The 18,816-nt window shown below is 53.9% G+C and carries 18 protein-coding genes; 11 read left to right on the forward strand and 7 right to left on the reverse strand.

Annotated elements, in window-relative coordinates:
• Positions 1-198 precede the first annotated feature (198 nt).
• The 6 genes from OGY06_RS04960 to OGY06_RS04985 all read left to right on the forward strand — a co-directional run bounded on the left by OGY06_RS04960 (position 199) and on the right by OGY06_RS04985 (position 6,300).
• Entirely contained in the window at positions 199-855 is a 657-nt protein-coding gene (locus tag OGY06_RS04960; RefSeq protein ID WP_170974252.1) for a TVP38/TMEM64 family protein, read from the forward strand.
• A complete protein-coding gene (locus OGY06_RS04965; protein ID WP_126956095.1) occupies positions 852-1,562 on the forward strand; it encodes a TVP38/TMEM64 family protein in 711 nt (236 codons plus the stop codon). The genes OGY06_RS04960 and OGY06_RS04965 overlap by 4 nt, the downstream gene beginning before the upstream one ends.
• Before the next feature lie 32 nt (positions 1,563-1,594).
• Positions 1,595-2,764, forward strand: a complete 1,170-nt coding sequence (locus OGY06_RS04970) for an ABC transporter substrate-binding protein (RefSeq protein ID WP_003832516.1) — start codon at positions 1,595-1,597, stop codon at positions 2,762-2,764.
• Positions 2,737-4,272 carry an ABC transporter permease family protein gene (locus tag OGY06_RS04975; RefSeq protein ID WP_063941484.1) on the forward strand — a complete coding sequence of 512 codons (1,536 nt, stop codon included), beginning with the start codon at positions 2,737-2,739 and terminating at the stop codon, positions 4,270-4,272. Before OGY06_RS04970 ends, OGY06_RS04975 begins: the two co-directional genes overlap by 28 nt.
• Positions 4,272-4,904 (forward strand): ATP-binding cassette domain-containing protein, encoded by a 633-nt coding sequence (locus OGY06_RS04980; RefSeq protein ID WP_126318357.1) that lies wholly within the window; start codon positions 4,272-4,274, stop codon positions 4,902-4,904. Before OGY06_RS04975 ends, OGY06_RS04980 begins: the two co-directional genes overlap by 1 nt.
• 88 nt (positions 4,905-4,992) lie before the next feature.
• Positions 4,993-6,300: a sulfurtransferase gene (locus OGY06_RS04985; RefSeq protein WP_063941532.1), complete on the forward strand. Its 1,308-nt coding sequence runs from the start codon at positions 4,993-4,995 to the stop codon at positions 6,298-6,300.
• Between the two features lie 100 nt (positions 6,301-6,400).
• On the opposite strand, the gene OGY06_RS04990 is transcribed toward OGY06_RS04985, so the two are convergent.
• A complete protein-coding gene (locus tag OGY06_RS04990; RefSeq protein WP_063941483.1) occupies positions 6,401-7,024 on the reverse strand; it encodes a CDP-alcohol phosphatidyltransferase family protein in 624 nt (207 codons plus the stop codon).
• Positions 7,017-7,586 carry a carboxymuconolactone decarboxylase family protein gene (locus tag OGY06_RS04995; RefSeq protein WP_003832506.1) on the reverse strand — a complete coding sequence of 190 codons (570 nt, stop codon included), beginning with the start codon at positions 7,584-7,586 and terminating at the stop codon, positions 7,017-7,019. The genes OGY06_RS04990 and OGY06_RS04995 overlap by 8 nt, the downstream gene beginning before the upstream one ends.
• Positions 7,587-7,665: 79 nt before the next feature.
• Between OGY06_RS04995 and OGY06_RS05000 the strand changes: the two genes are divergently transcribed.
• Positions 7,666-8,079: a pyrimidine (deoxy)nucleoside triphosphate diphosphatase gene (locus OGY06_RS05000; protein WP_126956334.1), complete on the forward strand. Its 414-nt coding sequence runs from the start codon at positions 7,666-7,668 to the stop codon at positions 8,077-8,079.
• On the opposite strand, the gene OGY06_RS05005 is transcribed toward OGY06_RS05000, so the two are convergent.
• Positions 8,039-8,299 (reverse strand): YnjH family protein, encoded by a 261-nt coding sequence (locus OGY06_RS05005; protein WP_170974251.1) that lies wholly within the window; start codon positions 8,297-8,299, stop codon positions 8,039-8,041. The two genes, OGY06_RS05000 and OGY06_RS05005, sit on opposite strands and share 41 nt — an antisense overlap.
• Positions 8,300-8,551: 252 nt before the next feature.
• Between OGY06_RS05005 and gdhA the strand changes: the two genes are divergently transcribed.
• Entirely contained in the window at positions 8,552-9,895 is a 1,344-nt protein-coding gene (gene gdhA, locus OGY06_RS05010) for an NADP-specific glutamate dehydrogenase (RefSeq protein ID WP_148362077.1), read from the forward strand.
• Between the two features lie 88 nt (positions 9,896-9,983).
• On the opposite strand, the gene topB is transcribed toward gdhA, so the two are convergent.
• From topB to OGY06_RS05025, 3 genes are all read right to left on the reverse strand, one after another.
• On the reverse strand, positions 9,984-11,930 hold the full coding sequence (topB, locus tag OGY06_RS05015; protein ID WP_032934436.1) for a DNA topoisomerase III: 1,947 nt from the start codon (positions 11,928-11,930) through the stop codon (positions 9,984-9,986).
• A 4-nt stretch (positions 11,931-11,934) separates the two neighbouring features.
• The gene (gene selD / locus OGY06_RS05020; protein WP_003832497.1) at positions 11,935-12,978 is read right to left on the reverse strand and encodes a selenide, water dikinase SelD; all 1,044 of its coding nucleotides are present in this window, start codon (positions 12,976-12,978) and stop codon (positions 11,935-11,937) included.
• 116 nt (positions 12,979-13,094) lie between these two features.
• Positions 13,095-13,646, reverse strand: a complete 552-nt coding sequence (locus OGY06_RS05025; RefSeq protein WP_003832496.1) for an NAD(P)H nitroreductase — start codon at positions 13,644-13,646, stop codon at positions 13,095-13,097.
• Between the two features lie 175 nt (positions 13,647-13,821).
• Here OGY06_RS05025 and sppA point away from each other — a divergent pair, with 175 nt between their 5' ends.
• The 3 genes from sppA to pncA are packed head-to-tail and all read left to right on the forward strand — an operon-like array spanning position 13,822 to position 17,403.
• On the forward strand, positions 13,822-15,678 hold the full coding sequence (sppA, locus tag OGY06_RS05030) for a signal peptide peptidase SppA (RefSeq protein ID WP_003832494.1): 1,857 nt from the start codon (positions 13,822-13,824) through the stop codon (positions 15,676-15,678).
• 55 nt (positions 15,679-15,733) lie between these two features.
• Positions 15,734-16,750, forward strand: a complete 1,017-nt coding sequence (ansA, locus tag OGY06_RS05035) for an asparaginase (protein WP_003832492.1) — start codon at positions 15,734-15,736, stop codon at positions 16,748-16,750.
• A gap of 14 nt (positions 16,751-16,764) precedes the next feature.
• Positions 16,765-17,403, forward strand: coding sequence for a bifunctional nicotinamidase/pyrazinamidase (gene pncA, locus OGY06_RS05040; protein WP_407210112.1), 639 nt, complete (start codon positions 16,765-16,767; stop codon positions 17,401-17,403).
• 37 nt (positions 17,404-17,440) lie between these two features.
• On the opposite strand, the gene OGY06_RS05045 is transcribed toward pncA, so the two are convergent.
• Positions 17,441-18,799, reverse strand: coding sequence for an MFS transporter (locus OGY06_RS05045; RefSeq protein ID WP_257661659.1), 1,359 nt, complete (start codon positions 18,797-18,799; stop codon positions 17,441-17,443).
• Positions 18,800-18,816: the final 17 nt, after the last annotated feature.

Below are 18,816 nucleotides of genomic sequence, written 5' to 3' on the forward strand. Positions count from 1 at the left end.
GCCCGGTCTGGAGAGTCTGTTTATTCTGTGCAAAATCAATAAAGTGACGGTAATACATTGTTACGGCCGGGAATTTATTATATCTTCGCGCGCGCTTTTCGCTGACGAAAATGCTCCGTTGCACTCGGTTTTACAGGAGAACCCCCATGAAAAAGAAGTTCGCATAAAGCAGAATACCGGCTGCTGATTGTCGCGGTCCTGTTCTGCGTTCTGGCGGGAGTTTTCCATCATTATGGTCTGACCGACCTGATAACCAATTTCCATCATTTACAAGACGTCATCCGCCAAAGCGGTATGTTCGGCTATACGCTTTATATCCTGCTTTTTATTGTTGCTGCGCTGTGTCTGATTCCAGGCAGCATCCTGGTGATCGTCGGCGGTGTGCTGTTTGGCCCCGTGGCTGGGACGCTTATCTCGTTAGTGGCTGCAACCGTGGCCTCAGCGCTGTCGTTTTTGCTGGCTCGCTGGCTTGGACGGGATCTACTACTGAAATACGTTGGGCACACGGCGACGTTTCAGGCTATCGAAAAAGGCATTGCCCATAGCGGAGTAGACTTTCTGATCCTGACCCGGCTCGTGCCGCTGTTCCCCTATAATATTCAAAATTACGCCTATGGGCTGACGGCCATTCCGTTCTGGTCATTTACCGTAATATCGGCACTTACCACCTTACCCGGCATCTTTATCTATACGCTGATGTCGCATGAACTCGCCAGCGAAGGCATTACCCTGGTATTCATCGGTAAGCTCAGCGTGGCAGGGCTGGCGTTATTCGCCCTCGTTCAGGCAGCCAAAGCCTGGGCCCGATATAAGCATATCGATCCGTCAGCCAACCATGAGTGTACAGGTAAATGATAAAACGGAATAAAGCGCGGCTGGCTCGCTATTACCGGGTGGGTTTGATTGCTCTGCTACTGCTCGGGCTAATGGCATGGGCATGGATACCTGGCGTGAGTGATTTTCTCCACGGCGGCCTGGCAGCATTTACCACACTCGATCAGCATGCTCTGGAAAACTTTATTCGTTCTTATGGAACCCAGGCGGCGGTGGTGTCGTTCTTCCTGATGATCTTACAGGCCATCGTTGCACCGCTTCCTGCGTTTGTGATCACGTTTGCCAATGCCTCGCTGTTTGGCGCATTTTGGGGCGGCGTACTATCCTGGAGCAGCGCAATGGCAGGTGCGGCGCTGTGCTTTTTTATTGCCCGCATTTTAGGTCGCGGTGCGGTAGAAAAGCTGACCGGAAAAACGGTGCTGAACAATATGGACGCTTTTTTCGAGCGCTATGGTAAGCACACTATTCTGGTCTGCCGCCTGTTACCTTTTGTGCCGTTCGACCCGGTAAGCTACGCGGCAGGCCTGACCTCAATTCGTTTTCGCCATTTTTTCATCGCCACCGGCATCGGACAGTTACCCGCCACTATCGTCTACTCATGGGCGGGAAGCCTGTTAACCGGCGGCACATTTTGGTTTGTGACGGGTCTGTTTGTCCTGTTTGCCCTAAGCGTGGTGATATCGGTGGCGAGAAGCCTTTATCTTGAGCGCCAACGGAAAAAAAGCTGAGACCTTCCCCCATTTTTAACCATGGAGATATTATGCGTTACTGCTTATTGTGTCTGAGTTTGTTGCTCTGCCCGCTGGCGACGTTTGCCCAGGACGCCAGCTGGCAACAAATCAAAAATGACGCCCGTGGTCAAACGGTGTGGTTCAACGCCTGGGGTGGCGACAATGCAGTTAACCAGTATCTCGACTGGGTTAGCGGCGAGATGAAAACGCACTACGACATTAACCTGAAAATCGTGCGCCTGGCAGACGCTGCCGATGCCGTAAAACGCATCCAGACGGAAGCGGCATCCGGGCGAAAAACCGGCGGCTCTGTCGATTTACTGTGGGTTAACGGCGAAAACTTCCGTACGCTAAAAGAAGCCGGGCTACTACAAACCCAGTGGGCGCAAACGCTGCCTAACTGGCGCTATGTTGATACACAAAAACCGGTGACCGAAGATTTCTCCGTTCAAACAGAGGGGGCTGAATCACCGTGGGGCGGTGCCCAACTCACTTTTATTGCCCGGCGCGATCTTACCGCGCAGCCGCCACAATCTCCGCAGGCACTGTTTAAATTCGCGCAGGCGCACCCTGGCACGGTGACCTATCCACGCCCACCCGACTTTACTGGAACGGCTTTTCTTGAGCAGTTGCTAATTTCGCTCACCACCAAACCACAGGCATTGAAAGTTGCGCCAGATACAGCGACATTCGCCGAAGTTACCGCGCCATTGTGGCAGTATCTTGATACTTTGCATCCTGTACTTTGGCGTGAAGGCAAAGATTTTCCGCCCACGCCAGCACGAATGGATGCACTGCTCAATAGCGGTACCCTGCGTTTATCATTGACCTTTAACCCGGCCCACGCGCAGCAAAAAGTGGCGAGCGGCGAATTGCCTAAAAGCAGTTACAGTTTTGGTTTCTCACAGGGCATGCTCGGCAACGTGCACTTTGTTGCCATTCCGGCGAATGCCCACGCCAGTGCCGGAGCAAAAGTCGTGGCAAACTTCCTGCTTTCTCCTGAAGCACAACTGCGCAAAGCTGACCCGGCTGTCTGGGGAGATCCTTCGGTGCTTGATCCACAAAAATTGCCTGACGAACAGCGTGATGCGCTGCTGGCGCGGATCCCACAGGGGCTCCCTGCCGTGTTGCCAGAACCGCATGCAGCCTGGGTAAACGCTCTGGAACAAGAATGGTTACGCCGCTACGGTACGCATTAATTCTGCTACTCTGGGCCATCATGGCGGCAGTTTATCTGCCGTTGGCGCCAGCGGCATGGTCTCTGATAACACCGGCGCTTAGTACCACACACTGGCTGGCGCTCTTTGCCGATCCTCAACTCCCGCAGGCGTTACTGGCAACACTGGTTTCCGTCGGCCTCGCGGCTGGGGGCGCGCTGATCATCGCGCTGCTGGCGATCCTCGCCTTGTGGCCCGGCGCAGGCTGGGTACGTCTGTATACGCGTCTTCCGTGGCTGCTGGCAATTCCGCACGTTGCCTTCGCCACCAGCGTGCTGTTGGTTTTTGCTGAAGGCGGCATACTTTGGCAATGGCTCCCGTTCCTCAGCCCACAGCCGGACCGCTACGGCATTGGACTTGGCGTAACGCTGGCGGTGAAAGAGAGCGCTTTTTTGTTATGGATTCTCTCGGCCCTACTGAGTGAGAAACAACTTTCTCAGCAGGTTATCGTATTGGATTCGCTTGGTTACAGCCGACTGCAATGCCTGAACTGGCTGGTTCTGCCCGCTATCGGCCCGGCATTAGGTAAAGCTATGCTGGCGATTGTTGCCTGGTCACTCTCCGTTGTTGATGTGGCAATCGTTCTTGGCCCCGGCAATCCGCCAACGCTTGCCGTATTGAGCTGGCAGTGGCTCAGTCAGGGCGACGTAGAACAGCAGGCGAAAGGCGCACTTGCCAGTCTGTTACTGGTGCTGTTGCTCCTTGTTATCGCGCTGGTGGGTTATCTGCTCTGGCGTGCCTGGCGACATACTATTCCGGCAGTAAACGGTGAACGCCAGCATTTTTCATCTATGACAATCGCACGCCCGCTGGTACAGATTTTGCCCGTCAGCGGTGTGGTATGCGCGCTGGTACTGGCGCTTATCGCCAGCTATTCCTCGCTAAACAACGAGGCGCTCAACAATAGCCTGCAACTGGGGCTCCTTTCCAGCGTGCTGGCGCTACTGATACTTTTTGCCTGGCTGGAATGGGGTCCACAAACCGGACACCGCTGGGTCTGGCTACCGCTCATTTTGCCTGCGCTACCGCTGGTAACCGGACAATATCTGCTGGCGTTAGATGCCGAACAAGATGGACTGATGACGACCATTATCTGGGGCCACCTGCTGTGGGTGATGCCATGGATGCTATTTGTGCTTAAACCGGCTTGGCAGCGCATTGACCCACGATTAATTTTGATTGCGCAAACCCTGGGCTGGACGCGGGGGCGGATATTCTGGCTGGTGAAATGCCCGCAGCTGGCGCGCCCGGCATTGATTGCCTTCGCGGTTGGCTTCTCAGTTAGTATCGCCCAGTATATGCCAACGCTGTGGCTAGGTGCCGGACGCTATCCCACGTTCACCACCGAAGCGGTGGCATTAAGCAGCGGCGGTAGCAGTGCGATTCTGGCAACACAAGCGTTGTGGCAACTGCTTTTACCACTGCTCGTTTTCGCACTTGCAGCCTTTCTCGCCGCGTGGATCGGCCGCTTTCGACAAGGACTCCGCTAATGCTTACCGTACGAGGCGTTTCGTTGTACCAGGGCGTGAAAGCGCTGGTGAAAGACGTTAATTTTCAGGTTAACAAAAGTGACATCGTCACAATTATGGGACCTTCCGGCAGCGGGAAATCTTCGCTGTTTTCATGGATGATCGGGGCGTTGTCTCCCCAGTTTCAGGCCTCAGGCGAACTGTGGCTTAATGAACGACGCATCGATACGTTACCTACCGCGCAGCGCCAGATTGGTATTTTGTTCCAGGATGCGCTGCTGTTTGACCATTTCAGCGTTGGGCAGAATTTACTGCTGGCCTTACCCGCCAGCCTGCAAGGTCCCGCCAGACGCCATGAGATTGAATGCGCTCTCGCACGCGCTGACCTGGCAGGTTTTTATTCGCGCGATCCGGCGTCACTCTCCGGCGGACAACGCTCGCGTGTCGCCCTGCTCCGTGCACTACTGGCGCAGCCCCAGGCACTGTTACTCGATGAACCCTTTAGCAGGCTGGATGCGTCGCTACGCGATAACTTTCGCCAATGGGTCTTCACCGAGGTGCGTAAGCTGGGGATCCCGGTGGTACAGGTGACCCATGACGCGCAGGACGTGCCGCCTGCAGGCCGCGTATTTCAGATGGAAAACTGGGCGTGAATGTGGCGATATGCTGCGTTAACGCAAGGTTTTTACGGAACTGGCGGCACAGAATGTCGTCTTCTTTTTTTCAATGTCGGGCTATTCGATGAAACGTGTTTCTCAAATGACCGCGCTGGCACTGGCTTTAGGGCTCGCTTGCGCTTCTTCCTGGGCTGCTGAAACAGCACAGGCGCTCACCCTCAACCAGTTACAGCAAAAGCAAGGCGCGGCGATCGATACCCGTCAGAGCGCTTTTTACAACGGTTGGCCACAATCGCTCAATGGTCCTTCAGGACACGAACCTTCCGCACTGAATCTGTCTGCCGCCTGGCTCGACAAGATGAATGATGAACAACTCAGCGCCTGGGTTAAGTCACATCAACTTAAGACCGACGCTCCGGTGGCGCTGTATGGCCGTGATAACGACATGCAGGCCGTTAAATCCCGTCTGCAAAAAGTTGGCTTTAACCATATCTCAACCCTCAGCGATGCGCTGACAGATCCTGCGCGTCTGCAACGTCTGCCGCACTTCGAACAGTTGGTTTACCCACAGTGGCTGCACGAACTTCAGCAGGGTAAAGACGTGACTGCCAAACCAGCGGGTAACTGGAAAGTGATTGAAGCCGCCTGGGGCGCGCCGAAGTTGTATCTGCTCAGCCACATCCCCGGCGCGGGTTACATTGATACCAATGAAGTTGAAAGCGAACCGCTGTGGAATAAGGTTTCCGATGAGCAGCTTAAAGCGATGCTGGCGAAACACGGTATCCGCCACGACACCACGGTAATTTTATACGGCCGCGATGTCTATGCCGCCGCACGCGTGGCACAAATTATGTTGTACGCAGGCGTGAAAGACGTTCGTCTGCTCGACGGCGGTTGGCAAACCTGGTCCGACTCAGGTTTACCGGTCGAACGCGGCACTCCGCCAACGGTGAAACCAGAACCTGATTTCGGCGTGAAAATCCCTGCCCAGCCGCAGCTGATGCTCGATACGGAACAGGCTCGCGGTCTGCTGCATCGCCAGGATGCGTCTTTAGTAAGCATTCGTTCATGGCCAGAATTTGTCGGTACTACCAGCGGCTACAGCTACATTAAGCCAAAAGGTGAGATCGCAGGCGCACGTTGGGGCCACGCGGGCAGCGACTCCACCCACATGGAAGATTTCCATAACCCGGATGGCACCATGCGCAGCGCGGATGACATCGCCGCGATGTGGAAGCAATGGAATATCCTGCCGAATCAACAGGTCTCTTTCTATTGCGGTACCGGCTGGCGTGCTTCAGAAACGTTTATGTATGCCCGCGCGATGGGCTGGAAAAACGTCTCTGTTTACGATGGTGGCTGGTACGAGTGGAGCAGCAATCCGAAAAACCCGGTCGCCAGCGGTGAACGGGGTCCGGACGCCAGCAAGTAAGACTGGCATTATTGCCGGATGCGGTGAGAACGCTTTACCCAGCCTGGATAAACCATCATTGGAGGCCGGATAAGCGAAGCGCATCCGGCAACGTAATATCTTACGCCTGACGCTGAACCGCTTTCAGCGTCAGATATCCGCTCCAGATCCGGGTGAACGTTGTCATCCAGCACAGCGCGCCAAAGACCCACGCCAGCACGGCAAAATAGTCCGGGAACAGACACCCCAACACAAACAGCAAAATCGTCTCAGTTCCTTCGGTTAATCCACCCAGATAATAAAACGATTTATGCGCGTAACCGGGGTTATCAATCTGATGTTTTGCTGCCAGTGCGGCGAAAGCCAGAAAGCTGCTACCGGTGCCAATAAACGCGAACAACAGCCAACTGCCTGCCAGCGCATTCTGCGCCGGAGCGGCAAGAATAAAACCAAACGGCACAAGGGCGTAAAACAAAAAATCGAGCGAGATATCGAGAAATCCGCCGGCGTCGGATAGTCCTCTGCGCCGCGCCAGCGCCCCATCCAGTCCGTCAAACAACCGATTGAGTACAATGGCCACCAGCGCCGCCAGATACCAGCCTAACGCCAGAAATGGCAACGCCAGCACGCCAATGGCAAATCCGACCAGCGTAAGTCCGTCCGGGGTAATCGCCGGTTTATCGATAATACCTACGCACCGATGCAACAGCGGTTTTAATCGTGGATGAAGATGGCGGTCAAGCATGCGGGCGTCCTTTAAAACTGTCACACAGTCCCTGCGAGGGAATATCGAGAGCGGCATTAAAACGCGCCGAGAGATTTTGAAACGCAATCAGCGCGGTCATTTCCGTAATGGCAACATCGGTAAAATGCTGCTTCATCTGAGCTTTCAGCGCATCGTCAACCTGTGGAGGCGTTGCGGTAACCGCATCGGCATAGGCCAGTGCTACGCGTTCTTCAGCGCTAAACAGCGTCGAATCTTGCCAGTTGACAACCTGCATGACTTTATCCAGCGCGCCACAGCGTTCTGCCAGCCGTAAACTATTCGCATCAACACAGAAAGCACAGTGGCAGACCTGAGAAACGCGGGTCATCAACAGCGCGCGCATCACCGGCGTTAAGCGCGCCTTTTTACGCTCCAGAAACCCGACAAACAGCGCCACCAGCCAGAACAGAAACGGCATCCGCCCCCACCAGCGCGTGGGATGCAGCACATCGCCATAATGTTTTTTCTGCGTGGCAACGAGCGGTTTTAAACTGGAAGGGATACGCGTTAACGGCTTTACCCACGACTGAGGTTCGTTCAACGGTGACTCCTGAATACTTTAGATAAAACAAAGATAACGATAGTATGTCATTTTCTGCTGTTAGATCTTGATGAATATGATGAAAACCCTCGACGTGGTCGCCGCTATCATTGAACGTGATGGCAAAATTTTACTGGCTCAGCGTCCGCTTCATGCGGATCAGTCAGGCATGTGGGAGTTTGCCGGGGGTAAGGTTGAGCCGGGCGAAAGTCAGCCCGAGGCGCTGATCCGTGAATTGCGTGAAGAGTTGGGCATTGAGGCGGTCGTGGGGCGCTACATTGCCAGTCATCAACGCGAGGTTTCAGGCCGATTGATTCACCTACACGCCTGGCATGTGCCGTCTTTTCAGGGGGAATTGAGAGCATTTGAACATCAGGATATCGTCTGGTGCTCACCTGAAGAGGCGCTGCGTTATCCACTGGCGCCCGCCGATATCCCGTTGTTAGAGGCGTTTATCCTTTTACGCGCCGCCAGACCAGCGGATTCGTGCTGATCGTTTTATCATCGCGCTGGCACTGCAACAGAACGCCATCGGCTTTAATCACCGCCCCTTCAGAGTAGTTTTGATCCTGATAAATACAGCACTGACTACAGGGCTGTGCCCGTTGACCGCTGGAACTGAACACTTCCGGCGGTACATTCACCTGCACATCCGGGCGATAAAGCTGATTTGCCAGCGTCGCGCTGGACACCAGAACCAACGCTCCTGCCATGATTAAACGGCGCATTGTGTTTCCTTTTTAACTGACATTTATGCTCAGTATAACGGTATAAATCGGCAGAAACTTTAGTCCCTTCCATCATCGTTTTTGGTTATGACCCACGGCGCAATATTAATTTACTTAGCGGGGTTAATTTTTTCTTGCGTCACGTCACACTGCTGATGGTATAGTCAAAAACTGCACAACACATAACATAAATATCAAAAATATAACCATATCAATACATAAGAGGTTCTTATATCTATGGATCAGACATGTTCTCTGGAGTCATTTCTCAACCATGTGCAAAAGCGCGACCCGAATCAGACCGAGTTCGCGCAAGCCGTTCGTGAGGTAATGACGACGCTGTGGCCCTTTCTTGAGCAGAACCCGCGTTATCGTCAGATGTCGTTGCTGGAACGTCTGGTTGAACCGGAGCGCGTGATCCAGTTCCGCGTAGTTTGGCTGGACGATCGCAATCAGGTGCAGGTCAACCGCGCGTGGCGCGTACAGTTTAGCTCTGCCATTGGCCCGTACAAAGGCGGTATGCGTTTCCACCCTTCCGTGAACCTGTCTATCCTGAAATTCCTGGGTTTCGAGCAGACCTTTAAGAACGCCCTCACCACGCTGCCAATGGGCGGTGGTAAAGGCGGGAGCGATTTCGATCCGAAAGGTAAAAGCGAAGGCGAAATCATGCGTTTCTGCCAGGCACTGATGACCGAACTGTTCCGCCATTTAGGTCCTGATACCGACGTCCCGGCGGGCGATATCGGCGTGGGTGGTCGTGAAGTCGGCTTTATGGCCGGGATGATGAAAAAACTGTCCAACAACAGCGCCTGCGTCTTTACCGGTAAAGGTCTCTCTTTTGGCGGCAGCCTGATCCGCCCGGAAGCCACCGGCTACGGTCTGGTGTACTTCACCGAAGCAATGCTCAAACGCCATGGTCTGGGCTTTGAAGGCATGCGCGTGGCGGTTTCTGGCTCCGGCAACGTGGCGCAATTCGCCATTGAGAAAGCCATGGAGTTTGGCGCGCGGGTAGTTACCGCCTCTGATTCCAGCGGTACCGTGGTTGACGAAAGCGGATTTACTAAAGAAAAACTGGCGCGTCTGTGTGCGATCAAAGACAGCCGTGACGGTCGCGTGGCGGATTACGCCCGTGAGTTTGGTCTGACCTATCTGGAAGGCAAACAACCGTGGTCGGTTCCGGTCGACATCGCCCTGCCGTGCGCCACTCAGAACGAACTGGATGTCGATGCAGCGCGCGTACTGATCGCCAACGGCGTGAAAGCTGTCGCCGAAGGGGCAAACATGCCGACCACTATCGAGGCCACAGATCTGTTCCTCGAAGCGGGCGTACTGTTCGCACCGGGTAAAGCCGCAAACGCCGGTGGCGTAGCGACATCCGGTCTGGAAATGGCGCAAAACGCCGCTCGTCTGGGCTGGAAAGCGGAGAAAGTGGATGCGCGCCTGCACCACATCATGCTGGATATTCACCATGCCTGCGTTGAATACGGCGGCGAAAGCAAGCATACCAACTACGTACGTGGCGCCAACATCGCGGGCTTCGTGAAGGTTGCCGACGCGATGCTGGGTCAGGGCGTGATTTAATATTGTCTCTGCCGGCCAGTAGGCCGGATAAGGCACGGGTGCCGCATCCGGCTAAGCCTGATGCGCTATGCTTATCAGGCCTACAAACTTACAGGCCCGCCTCTTCAGAAGGCGGGCTTTTTTTCGCCGGACGTTTACGCGGCGCGCTTTTTTTCTTATCGCTACCACTACCGCCAGGTGCAGCAATTCCACGAAAGCGTCGTACCGGTGTGCTGCGCGCCTGATCGATAAGCTGATACAGCGTCCCCACCAGCGGCTGCATGAAATCCTGATAGCGACACTGCTTTTCGCTGATTTGGGTCAGGATAGATTCCCAGTGCGCTGTCATGTCCGGGCGCGTCGCCATTTCTGGCAACGAGTGGAACAGCGCTTTTCCCGCGTCAGTCGAATGGATATAACGTCCTTTTTTCACCAGGAATCCACGCTTAAACAGCAGCTCGATAATTCCGGCACGCGTCGCTTCCGTACCTAAACCATCCGTTGCGCGCAGGATCTTTTTCAGATCTTTATCCTGCACGAATCGCGCAATCCCGGTCATCGCTGACAGCAGAGTTGCATCAGTAAAGTGCCGCGGGGGCTGGGTCTGACGTTCAACTACTTCGCCTTTTTCGCACAGCAGTTCGTCATCTTTTGCCACCACCGGCAGCGGCGTCCCGTCATTATCTTCGTCGCGCTCTTTGTTGCCGAGCAGCGTGCGCCATCCGGCTTCCGCAAGAAAACGCGCTTTAGCGACAAACTTACCTTTGGCGATATCCAGCTCAATAACGCACTTCCTGAATACCGCATCTGCGCAAAATTGCATCAGATACTGACGGGCAATCAGGTTGTAAATTTTCGCTTCGTTGTCATTCAGGTTGATGGACGAACTGCGCGCGGTAGGAATGATGGCGTGGTGCGCATCCACTTTTTTGTCGTCCCAACAGCGATTTCGCGTATCGGGATTGACCGCCGGCTGCGGGAGCAGATCCGGCGCATGGACGCTAATCGCGTTCAGTACCGCGTGACGCCCGGCAAAGTGTTCTTCCGGCAGATAACGGCTATCCGAACGCGGATAGGTAATCAACTTATGGGTTTCATACAGTTTCTGGCAGATATCCAGAACGTTTTGCGCACTTAAACCGAAGCGCTTCGCCGCTTCAATCTGCAACGCAGACAGCGAGAACGGCAACGGCGCGGATTCTGATTCCCGTTTATCGTTATAGCTGGTGACTATCGCCGGTTGACCGTTAATGCGGTTCACCACGTGTTCAGCCAGCGTGCGATTCAGCAAGCGCCCTTCTTCATCCTGATACGGCTCACACGCTTCGCTCGGCTGCCAGATAGCGGTAAACCGCTCATCGGCAGGCGTTACGATATGCGCTTTCACTTCGAAGAAGTCTTTGGCGACGAAGTTCTCTATCTCTTCATCGCGACGCACAACCAGCCCGAGCACCGGTGTTTGTACGCGCCCGACCGAAAGTACGCCCTGATAGCCCGCGTTACGTCCAAGAATGGTGTAAGCGCGCGTCATATTGATACCGTACAACCAGTCCGCACGCGCTCGCGCCAGTGCCGACACGCACAGCGGGATAAACTCACTGTTGGCGCGCAGCCGCTCAATAGCCCGCTCAACGGCCTGCGGGTTGAGGTCGTTAATCAGGCAACGCTGCACCTTCTGACGCTTTTCAGGTGCCAGTTGCAGGTAATCCAGCACTTCATCCACCAGCAGTTGCCCTTCACGATCGGGGTCACCGGCGTGAATAACTTCGCTGGCTTCATGCAAAAAGCGCTTAATGACGTTGAGCTGTTTGGTCACCGAGGGGCGCGGTTGCAGTTGCCACTTTTCCGGGACAATCGGCAGATCGACCAGACTCCAGCGAGCATAACGACTGTCGTAGGCATCCGGCTGCGCCTGTTCAAGCAGGTGACCAATACACCAGGTCACCACTTGTCCATTTCCGCATTCGATAAAACCATCGCCTTTGCGATGCGGCTTCGGCAGCACATCGGCGATAGCACGCGCCAGACTTGGTTTTTCGGCAATAAACAACCGCATCGAGTTAACGAATCTCAACCATGGCGCGACCGCCACGAGCTTCCACTAACTCACCAATGGCGGTGAGATCGATACCGAACTGCGCCGCTGCCGCTTTCACTTCGGCTTCAGCCTCCGGCGTTACCGCCAGCAACAGGCCACCGGAAGTTTGCGGATCGCACAGCAGATCGCGTACCGATTGCGGCATTTCACCCATCAGGTGTCCGTAGCTGGCAAAGTTACGTTGGGTTCCACCCGGCACCGCGCCCTGCGCGATGTATTCTTCAACGCCTGGCAGCTTAGGAATATCCTGGTAGACGATCTGCGCCTGAACGCCTGCACCCTGACACATCTCACTCAGATGCCCCAGCAGACCAAAACCGGTAACATCGGTCATGGCTTTCACGCCATCAATATCGGCGAATGCCGCACCGGCAATGTTCATCCGGCACATCACTTCTGTCGCCAGTCCTTTGTGTTCTTCTTTCAGCAGTGATTTTTTCTCAGCAGTTGTCAGAACGCCAATACCCAGAGGCTTGGTCAGGAACAACTTACACCCTGCTTCAGCGGTGCTGTTTTTCTTCACGCGTTCGGTCGGCACAACGCCGGTTACCGCAAGGCCGAAGATTGGCTCTGGGGCATCGATAGAGTGACCGCCCGCCAGCGCAATACCCGCCTGACGGCAGGCAAAGCGTCCGCCTTCGGTTACTTCGCGGGCGATTTCCGGTGCCAGCTTATCCAGCGGCCAGCCCAGAATAGCAATTGCCATAATCGGTTTGCCGCCCATAGCGAAAATATCGCTGATGGCGTTAGTCGCGGCGATGCGGCCAAAATCAAACGGATTATCGACAATCGGCATAAAGAAATCGGTGGTGCTGATAACGCTGGTGCCGTTTCCCAGATCGTATACGGCCGCGTCGTCGCGGGTTTCATTACCCACCAGTAAGTTCGGATCAACAAACTTCGCCTGCTCGCTGTGCAGGATGGTTTCCAGCACTTTTGGGGAAATTTTACAACCGCAACCGGCTCCGTGGCTGTATTGCGTTAAACGAATAGCTTGCTCGCTCATGGACATCTCCTGTCATTGCAATCCGGATATGGTAGCGCTCATTCCATGATGTGGTAAGAGTGACTGTCTGAATTCGGGTGTCTTTGCTCAGAATCCAGACAGTTTTGCCGTTGATATCAGAAATAACGGACGAATGCGCTCGGATCGGCAAGGTTAATCGTCGTGGATGCTTTTAGCTGCGGTGTGCCCAGATAGAGGAAACCGACGATTTTATCTTGCGGGCGACAGTCGAATGCTTCGCGAACGACCGCACTTTCGGTTAATGCACCACTGCGCCAGATACCGCCAAAGCCCTGGGCAATTGCAGCCATCTGCATAGCCATCACCGCACAACCGGCAGACATTTCTTGTTCCCACAGAGGAACCTTGTCGTTTTCTTCACATTTCGCCACCACGGTAATAATTAGCGGCGCGCGAAACGGTGCGCTGCGGGCTTTGTCCTGGGCTTTCTCGTCACTGCCTGCGGCAATCGCCCCTTTTTCAAGCACCGCGCTAAAACGCTCACGCCCTTCGCCCTCAATGACAAAGAATTGCCACGGTTGCAGCGTTTTGTGGTCTGGCGCGCGCATACCCGCCCGCAGAATGTTTTGCAGTTGCTCTCCTGTCGGGGCCGGCTCGACGAGACGAGAGGCGCTACGACGGGTAATCAGTAATTCGAGTGCATCCATTTGCTTAACTCCAACAATGAGATTTGTTCACAAAATTAACACGTGAGCGGATTTTGTTACAGCACAGGCGGTGATTCCTGCTGACAAGTGCCTGTCGGGTCATTACGATAGCCTCATCTTATCGCCTTTCTCCGGAATTTCGGGGTGGCGTGTTGTTAATCGGTAGGGAGAATACATGCGAACCCTGTGGCGATTTATTGCCGGATTTTTTAAATGGACATGGCGATTACTGAATTTCGTCCGTGAATTTGTGCTTAACCTGTTCTTCATCTTGTTGGTGCTGGTGGGTGTGGGCATCTGGATGCAGGTCAGCAGCAGCAATACCAGTGAACACGCTGAGCGAGGCGCACTGCTGCTGGATATCTCGGGGGTGATTGTCGATAAGCCTTCGAGCACCAGTCGTTTAAGCGTTATTGGTCGTCAGCTGTTTGGCGCCAGTTCCGATCGTCTGCAGGAAAACTCCCTGTTCGATATCGTGAATACTATTCGCCAGGCAAAAGATGATCGCAACATCACCGGCATTGTGATGGATCTGAAAAATTTTGCCGGGGCCGACCAGCCTTCCATGCAGTATATCGGTAAAGCGCTGCGGGAATTCCGCGACAGCGGCAAACCGGTCTTTGCCGTGGGCGATAACTTCAGCCAGGGGCAGTACTACCTCGCCAGTTTCGCCAATAAAATTTATCTCTCTCCGCAGGGTTCCGTTGATCTGCACGGCTTTGCCACCAACGGTTTGTACTACAAGTCCCTGCTCGACAAGCTGAAAGTTTCCACACACGTATTCCGTGTCGGGACTTATAAGTCTGCCGTAGAACCGTTCATTCGTGATGATATGTCTCCTGCCGCGCGAGAGGCCGACAGCCGCTGGATCGGCGAGCTGTGGCAGAACTATCTCGACACGGTCGCTGCCAACCGCCAGATCCCTGCTCAGCAGGTGTTCCCGGGCGCACAGGCCATGCTGGACGGTTTGACAAAAGTCGATGGCGATACCGCGAAATATGCGCTCGACAACAAACTGGTGGATGCACTCGCTTCCAGCGCTGAAGTCGAAAAAATGCTGACCAAACAGTTTGGCTGGAGCAAAACGGATAAAAATTATCGCGCCGTCAGCTATTACGATTACTCGCTGAAAACGCCAGCGGATACTGGGGACAGCATTGGCGTCGTCTTCGCGAATGGCGCAATTATGGACGGTGAAGAAACCCCTGGGAATGTGGGCGGGGACACGACTGCCGCGCAGATCCGCGAAGCGCGTCTTGATCCGAAAGTGAAAGCAATTGTCCTGCGCGTGAACAGCCCTGGTGGCAGCGTCAGCGCTTCCGAAGTCATTCGCGCTGAGCTGGCTGCGGCAAAAGCGGCAGGCAAGCCGGTTGTCGTGTCCATGGGCGGCATGGCGGCATCCGGCGGGTACTGGATCTCCACCCCAGCAAGCTACATTGTGGCAAACCCCAGCACGCTGACCGGTTCAATTGGGATCTTTGGCGTGATCAACACTGTGGAAAACAGTCTGGATTCCATTGGTGTACACACCGACGGCGTGGCGACATCCCCACTGGCGGATATCTCCATTACCAAGGCGTTACCACCTGAAGTGCAGCAAATGATGCAACTGAGCATCGAGAACGGCTATAAGCGCTTTATCACGCTGGTCGCAGATGCGCGTAAGACAACGCCTGAGCAGATTGACAAAATCGCGCAGGGCCACGTCTGGACCGGCCAGGATGCGAAAGCCAACGGTCTGGTAGACAGTCTGGGTGATTTTGATGACGCCGTGGCGAAAGCGGCTGAGCTGGCCAAACTGAAGCAATGGCACATTGAATATTATCAGGACGAACCGACATTCGTTGATATGGTGATGGACAGCATGTCCGGTTCCGTTCGTGCCATGCTGCCTGAAGCGATCCAGGCGATGCTCCCGGCGCCGCTCGCTTCTGCGGCGAGTACGGTTAAAGCAGAAAGCGAAAAGCTGGCCGCGTTTAACGATCCGCAAAACCGCTATGCGTTTTGCCTGACCTGCGCCAACGTTCGCTAACTATTGACCCCTCTTCGGGATGAAGAGGGGTTTTCTTTGAGACAGAAGAAAAGTCATGCAAAAGAAATCGATTTACGTTGCCTATACCGGCGGTACCATTGGTATGCAGCGCTCAGAACAGGGTTATATTCCTGTTTCCGGTCATCTCCAGCGTCAGCTGGCACTGATGCCTGAATTCCACCGCCCAGAGATGCCAGACTTCACCATCCATGAATACGTTCCGCTGATGGATTCCTCCGACATGACGCCAGAAGACTGGCAGCATATTGCGGAAGACATTAAAGCGCACTACGACGATTACGATGGTTTTGTCATTCTGCACGGCACTGACACCATGGCGTTTACGGCTTCGGCACTCTCATTTATGCTGGAGAATCTGGGCAAGCCAGTCATTGTGACAGGGTCACAAATCCCATTAGCAGAGCTACGTTCTGACGGACAAATCAATTTGCTGAATGCGTTGTACGTTGCAGCAAATTATCCGATCAATGAAGTTACCCTGTTTTTCAACAATCGATTGTTTCGCGGCAACCGGACCACTAAAGCGCATGCTGATGGTTTTGACGCGTTTGCCTCACCCAACCTTGCACCACTGCTGGAAGCCGGGATCCACATTCGCCGGCTGGGAACACCGCCCGCACCTCACGGCACAGGTGAGTTGATTGTGCATCCTATCACTCCGCAACCGATTGGCGTGGTCACTATTTATCCTGGGATCTCCGCTGATGTAGTACGCAACTTCCTGCGCCAGCCGGTAAAAGCATTAATTTTGCGCTCCTACGGCGTGGGCAATGCGCCGCAGAATAAAGAGTTCCTGAAAGAACTTGAAGATGCGAGCTCGCGTGGCATTGTGGTGGTGAACCTTACGCAGTGTATGTCCGGCAAGGTGAACATGGGGGGCTACGCGACAGGGAATGCGCTGGCACATGCTGGCGTGATTGGCGGCGCGGATATGACCGTCGAAGCCACTCTCACCAAACTGCACTATTTGCTGAGTCAGGGACTGGATACGCAGACAATTCGTGAAGCAATGACGCAAAATCTGCGTGGTGAGCTCACACCTGACGATTAAAGGAGTCTATGCCCATGGCCCGAGCCTTACTGTTGGTCGATTTACAAAATGACTTTTGTGCCGGTGGTGCCCTCGCGGTCCCACAAGGTGACAGCACAATCGATATCGCCAACCGCCTGATTGACTGGTGTGCCATACGCGGCGACACGGTCGTTGCCAGTCTGGACTGGCACCCGGCGAATCATGGTAGTTTTGCCAGCCAGCATCAGGTCGAGTCCTACAGCCAGGGACAACTCGATGGCCTGCCGCAGACGTTCTGGCCCGATCATTGCGTACAAAACAGCGAAGGTGCTGCCCTGCATCCGCTGCTGAACCAGCGTGCGATAACTCAAACGTTCACTAAAGGTGAGAACCCGCTGGTCGACAGCTACAGTGCGTTTTTTGATAATGGTCGTCGTCAGGCTACCGCGCTGAATGCATGGCTACTCGAACACCGCATCGCCGAGCTCATCATCATGGGTCTGGCTACCGACTATTGCGTTAAATTCACCGTTCTGGATGCGCTCGATCTTGGCTACACCGTCAGCGTTATAACCGACGGCTGCCGTGGCGTTAATATTCAACCCCAGGACAGTGCAAACGCCTTTATGGAAATGGCAACTGCGGGCGCAACGCTGTATACGTTGGACGACTGGCTGGAAACCCAGCCGTAAGCGATGCCGACAGGGTCTCTCCTGTCGGCGCGTTATCTCAGGCCAGCGCTGAAATCTCTTCCAGTGATACTTTGCGCGTTTCGATGCCGAAACAAAAAAGAATCAGCGCACATAGCACCAACATTACTCCTAGCACGATAAAGACCGTAACCGAGCCATAGCGGGTCAACAAAATAGCGACGCCATAAGGCGTAAACACAGCGACAATCCTCCCCACAGCATTCACAAAACCCGATCCTCTCAATCTAAGATGCGTGGGCCATAGTTCCGGGACATAAACTGCAGAGGCAAAGCAGACATACATATACAGAAAAAAAATCATCACCAGCCCGTAGCTCAGAATTGCCCACTCTTCAGTTTGAAGCGAATAGAAATACCCAAGCAAGGCGATAATAATCAACAAGAATGAGCCAAACAATCGCCGAGGAAAGTGATCGATAATTAACGCGGCAATAAATATCCCAACCGGCGCGCCAATCATAATTATCGCGGTCATAAATATGGATTTCGTTACATCGATTCCCGAATTAACAAATATCGTCGGGATCCATACCGTAATGGTATAGAGCGAAATATTCATTGCGATAAGCACCGTGATCGCCACCAGTGTACAGCGTAACATTGGCCCCTTAAACAAGAGCCAAAATGAACCACTTATCGTGCTTAAATCCGCCGACGAGCATTCGCTCCGGCAGGATGGTAAAGTGATGTTTTTTTCTTTCTCAATTTGCGATTCCACCTGCATAAGATGTTTTTCAGCTTCGCTTCTCTGCCCTTTGCCAGCCAGCCAACGCGGGGATTCAATATAGTATTTTCCCGACAGATACCAGGCCAACAGCATTGCCATGCCGCCGAGCAGAAACATCACCCGCCAGCTTAAAAGTGCAATAATCACGACGCCAATTGCCGCAGATAGCATTGGTGCCCAGTTGCCGACAAATGACAGACGGGCAGACCATTTCCCACGAACCGCGGGTGGAATGAATTCTGTAAATGAGGCATAGCCCACCATAATTAGCGCCCCCATTCCAATCCCCATCAGACAGCGGAAGAAAATAAGCCAGTACATGTTGGGCACAAACGTTGCAGCGCAGGCTGAGGCCCCGACGATTAACAAATTGACGCGGAACGCTTTGCGTCGACCGAGGTAATCACCAATAAAGCCACCGGCTAGCGAACCGATAAAGTAACCAAACATCAGCGCTGAGGTAAACGCGGCATTTAGATAATTGTTTGACCAGCCTGTGCTGACTAGTTTTGCTAATATCACATTCCCGGAATAGCTGAGAAAACCAGTGATTAACAAACTAAAACTAATAATTCCAAAAATACGAAAATGAAATCGAGATAAAGGTAAGCGATCTAATCTTGCGCCGATAGGGTCACATTGTTCCATCTGGATGCCTCAAATTC

The sequence above is a fragment of the Citrobacter sp. Cpo147 genome, from assembly GCF_030332405.1.
GTDB classification, from domain to species: Bacteria; Pseudomonadota; Gammaproteobacteria; order Enterobacterales; family Enterobacteriaceae; genus Citrobacter; species Citrobacter portucalensis.

Coding starts and splice junctions, on each gene's coding strand:
- OGY06_RS04965 (WP_126956095.1), top strand. CDS start 852: ATGATAAAACGGAATAAAGCGCGGCTGGCTCGCTATTACCGGGTGGGT.
- OGY06_RS04970 (WP_003832516.1), top strand. CDS start 1,595: ATGCGTTACTGCTTATTGTGTCTGAGTTTGTTGCTCTGCCCGCTGGCG.
- OGY06_RS04975 (WP_063941484.1), top strand. CDS start 2,737: ATGGTTACGCCGCTACGGTACGCATTAATTCTGCTACTCTGGGCCATC.
- OGY06_RS04980 (WP_126318357.1), top strand. CDS start 4,272: ATGCTTACCGTACGAGGCGTTTCGTTGTACCAGGGCGTGAAAGCGCTG.
- OGY06_RS04985 (WP_063941532.1), top strand. CDS start 4,993: ATGAAACGTGTTTCTCAAATGACCGCGCTGGCACTGGCTTTAGGGCTC.
- OGY06_RS04990 (WP_063941483.1), bottom strand. CDS start 7,024: ATGCTTGACCGCCATCTTCATCCACGATTAAAACCGCTGTTGCATCGG.
- OGY06_RS05000 (WP_126956334.1), top strand. CDS start 7,666: ATGAAAACCCTCGACGTGGTCGCCGCTATCATTGAACGTGATGGCAAA.
- OGY06_RS05005 (WP_170974251.1), bottom strand. CDS start 8,299: ATGGCAGGAGCGTTGGTTCTGGTGTCCAGCGCGACGCTGGCAAATCAG.
- gdhA (WP_148362077.1), top strand. CDS start 8,552: ATGGATCAGACATGTTCTCTGGAGTCATTTCTCAACCATGTGCAAAAG.
- topB (WP_032934436.1), bottom strand. CDS start 11,930: ATGCGGTTGTTTATTGCCGAAAAACCAAGTCTGGCGCGTGCTATCGCC.
- selD (WP_003832497.1), bottom strand. CDS start 12,978: ATGAGCGAGCAAGCTATTCGTTTAACGCAATACAGCCACGGAGCCGGT.
- OGY06_RS05025 (WP_003832496.1), bottom strand. CDS start 13,646: ATGGATGCACTCGAATTACTGATTACCCGTCGTAGCGCCTCTCGTCTC.
- sppA (WP_003832494.1), top strand. CDS start 13,822: ATGCGAACCCTGTGGCGATTTATTGCCGGATTTTTTAAATGGACATGG.
- ansA (WP_003832492.1), top strand. CDS start 15,734: ATGCAAAAGAAATCGATTTACGTTGCCTATACCGGCGGTACCATTGGT.
- pncA (WP_407210112.1), top strand. CDS start 16,765: ATGGCCCGAGCCTTACTGTTGGTCGATTTACAAAATGACTTTTGTGCC.
- OGY06_RS05045 (WP_257661659.1), bottom strand. CDS start 18,799: ATGGAACAATGTGACCCTATCGGCGCAAGATTAGATCGCTTACCTTTA.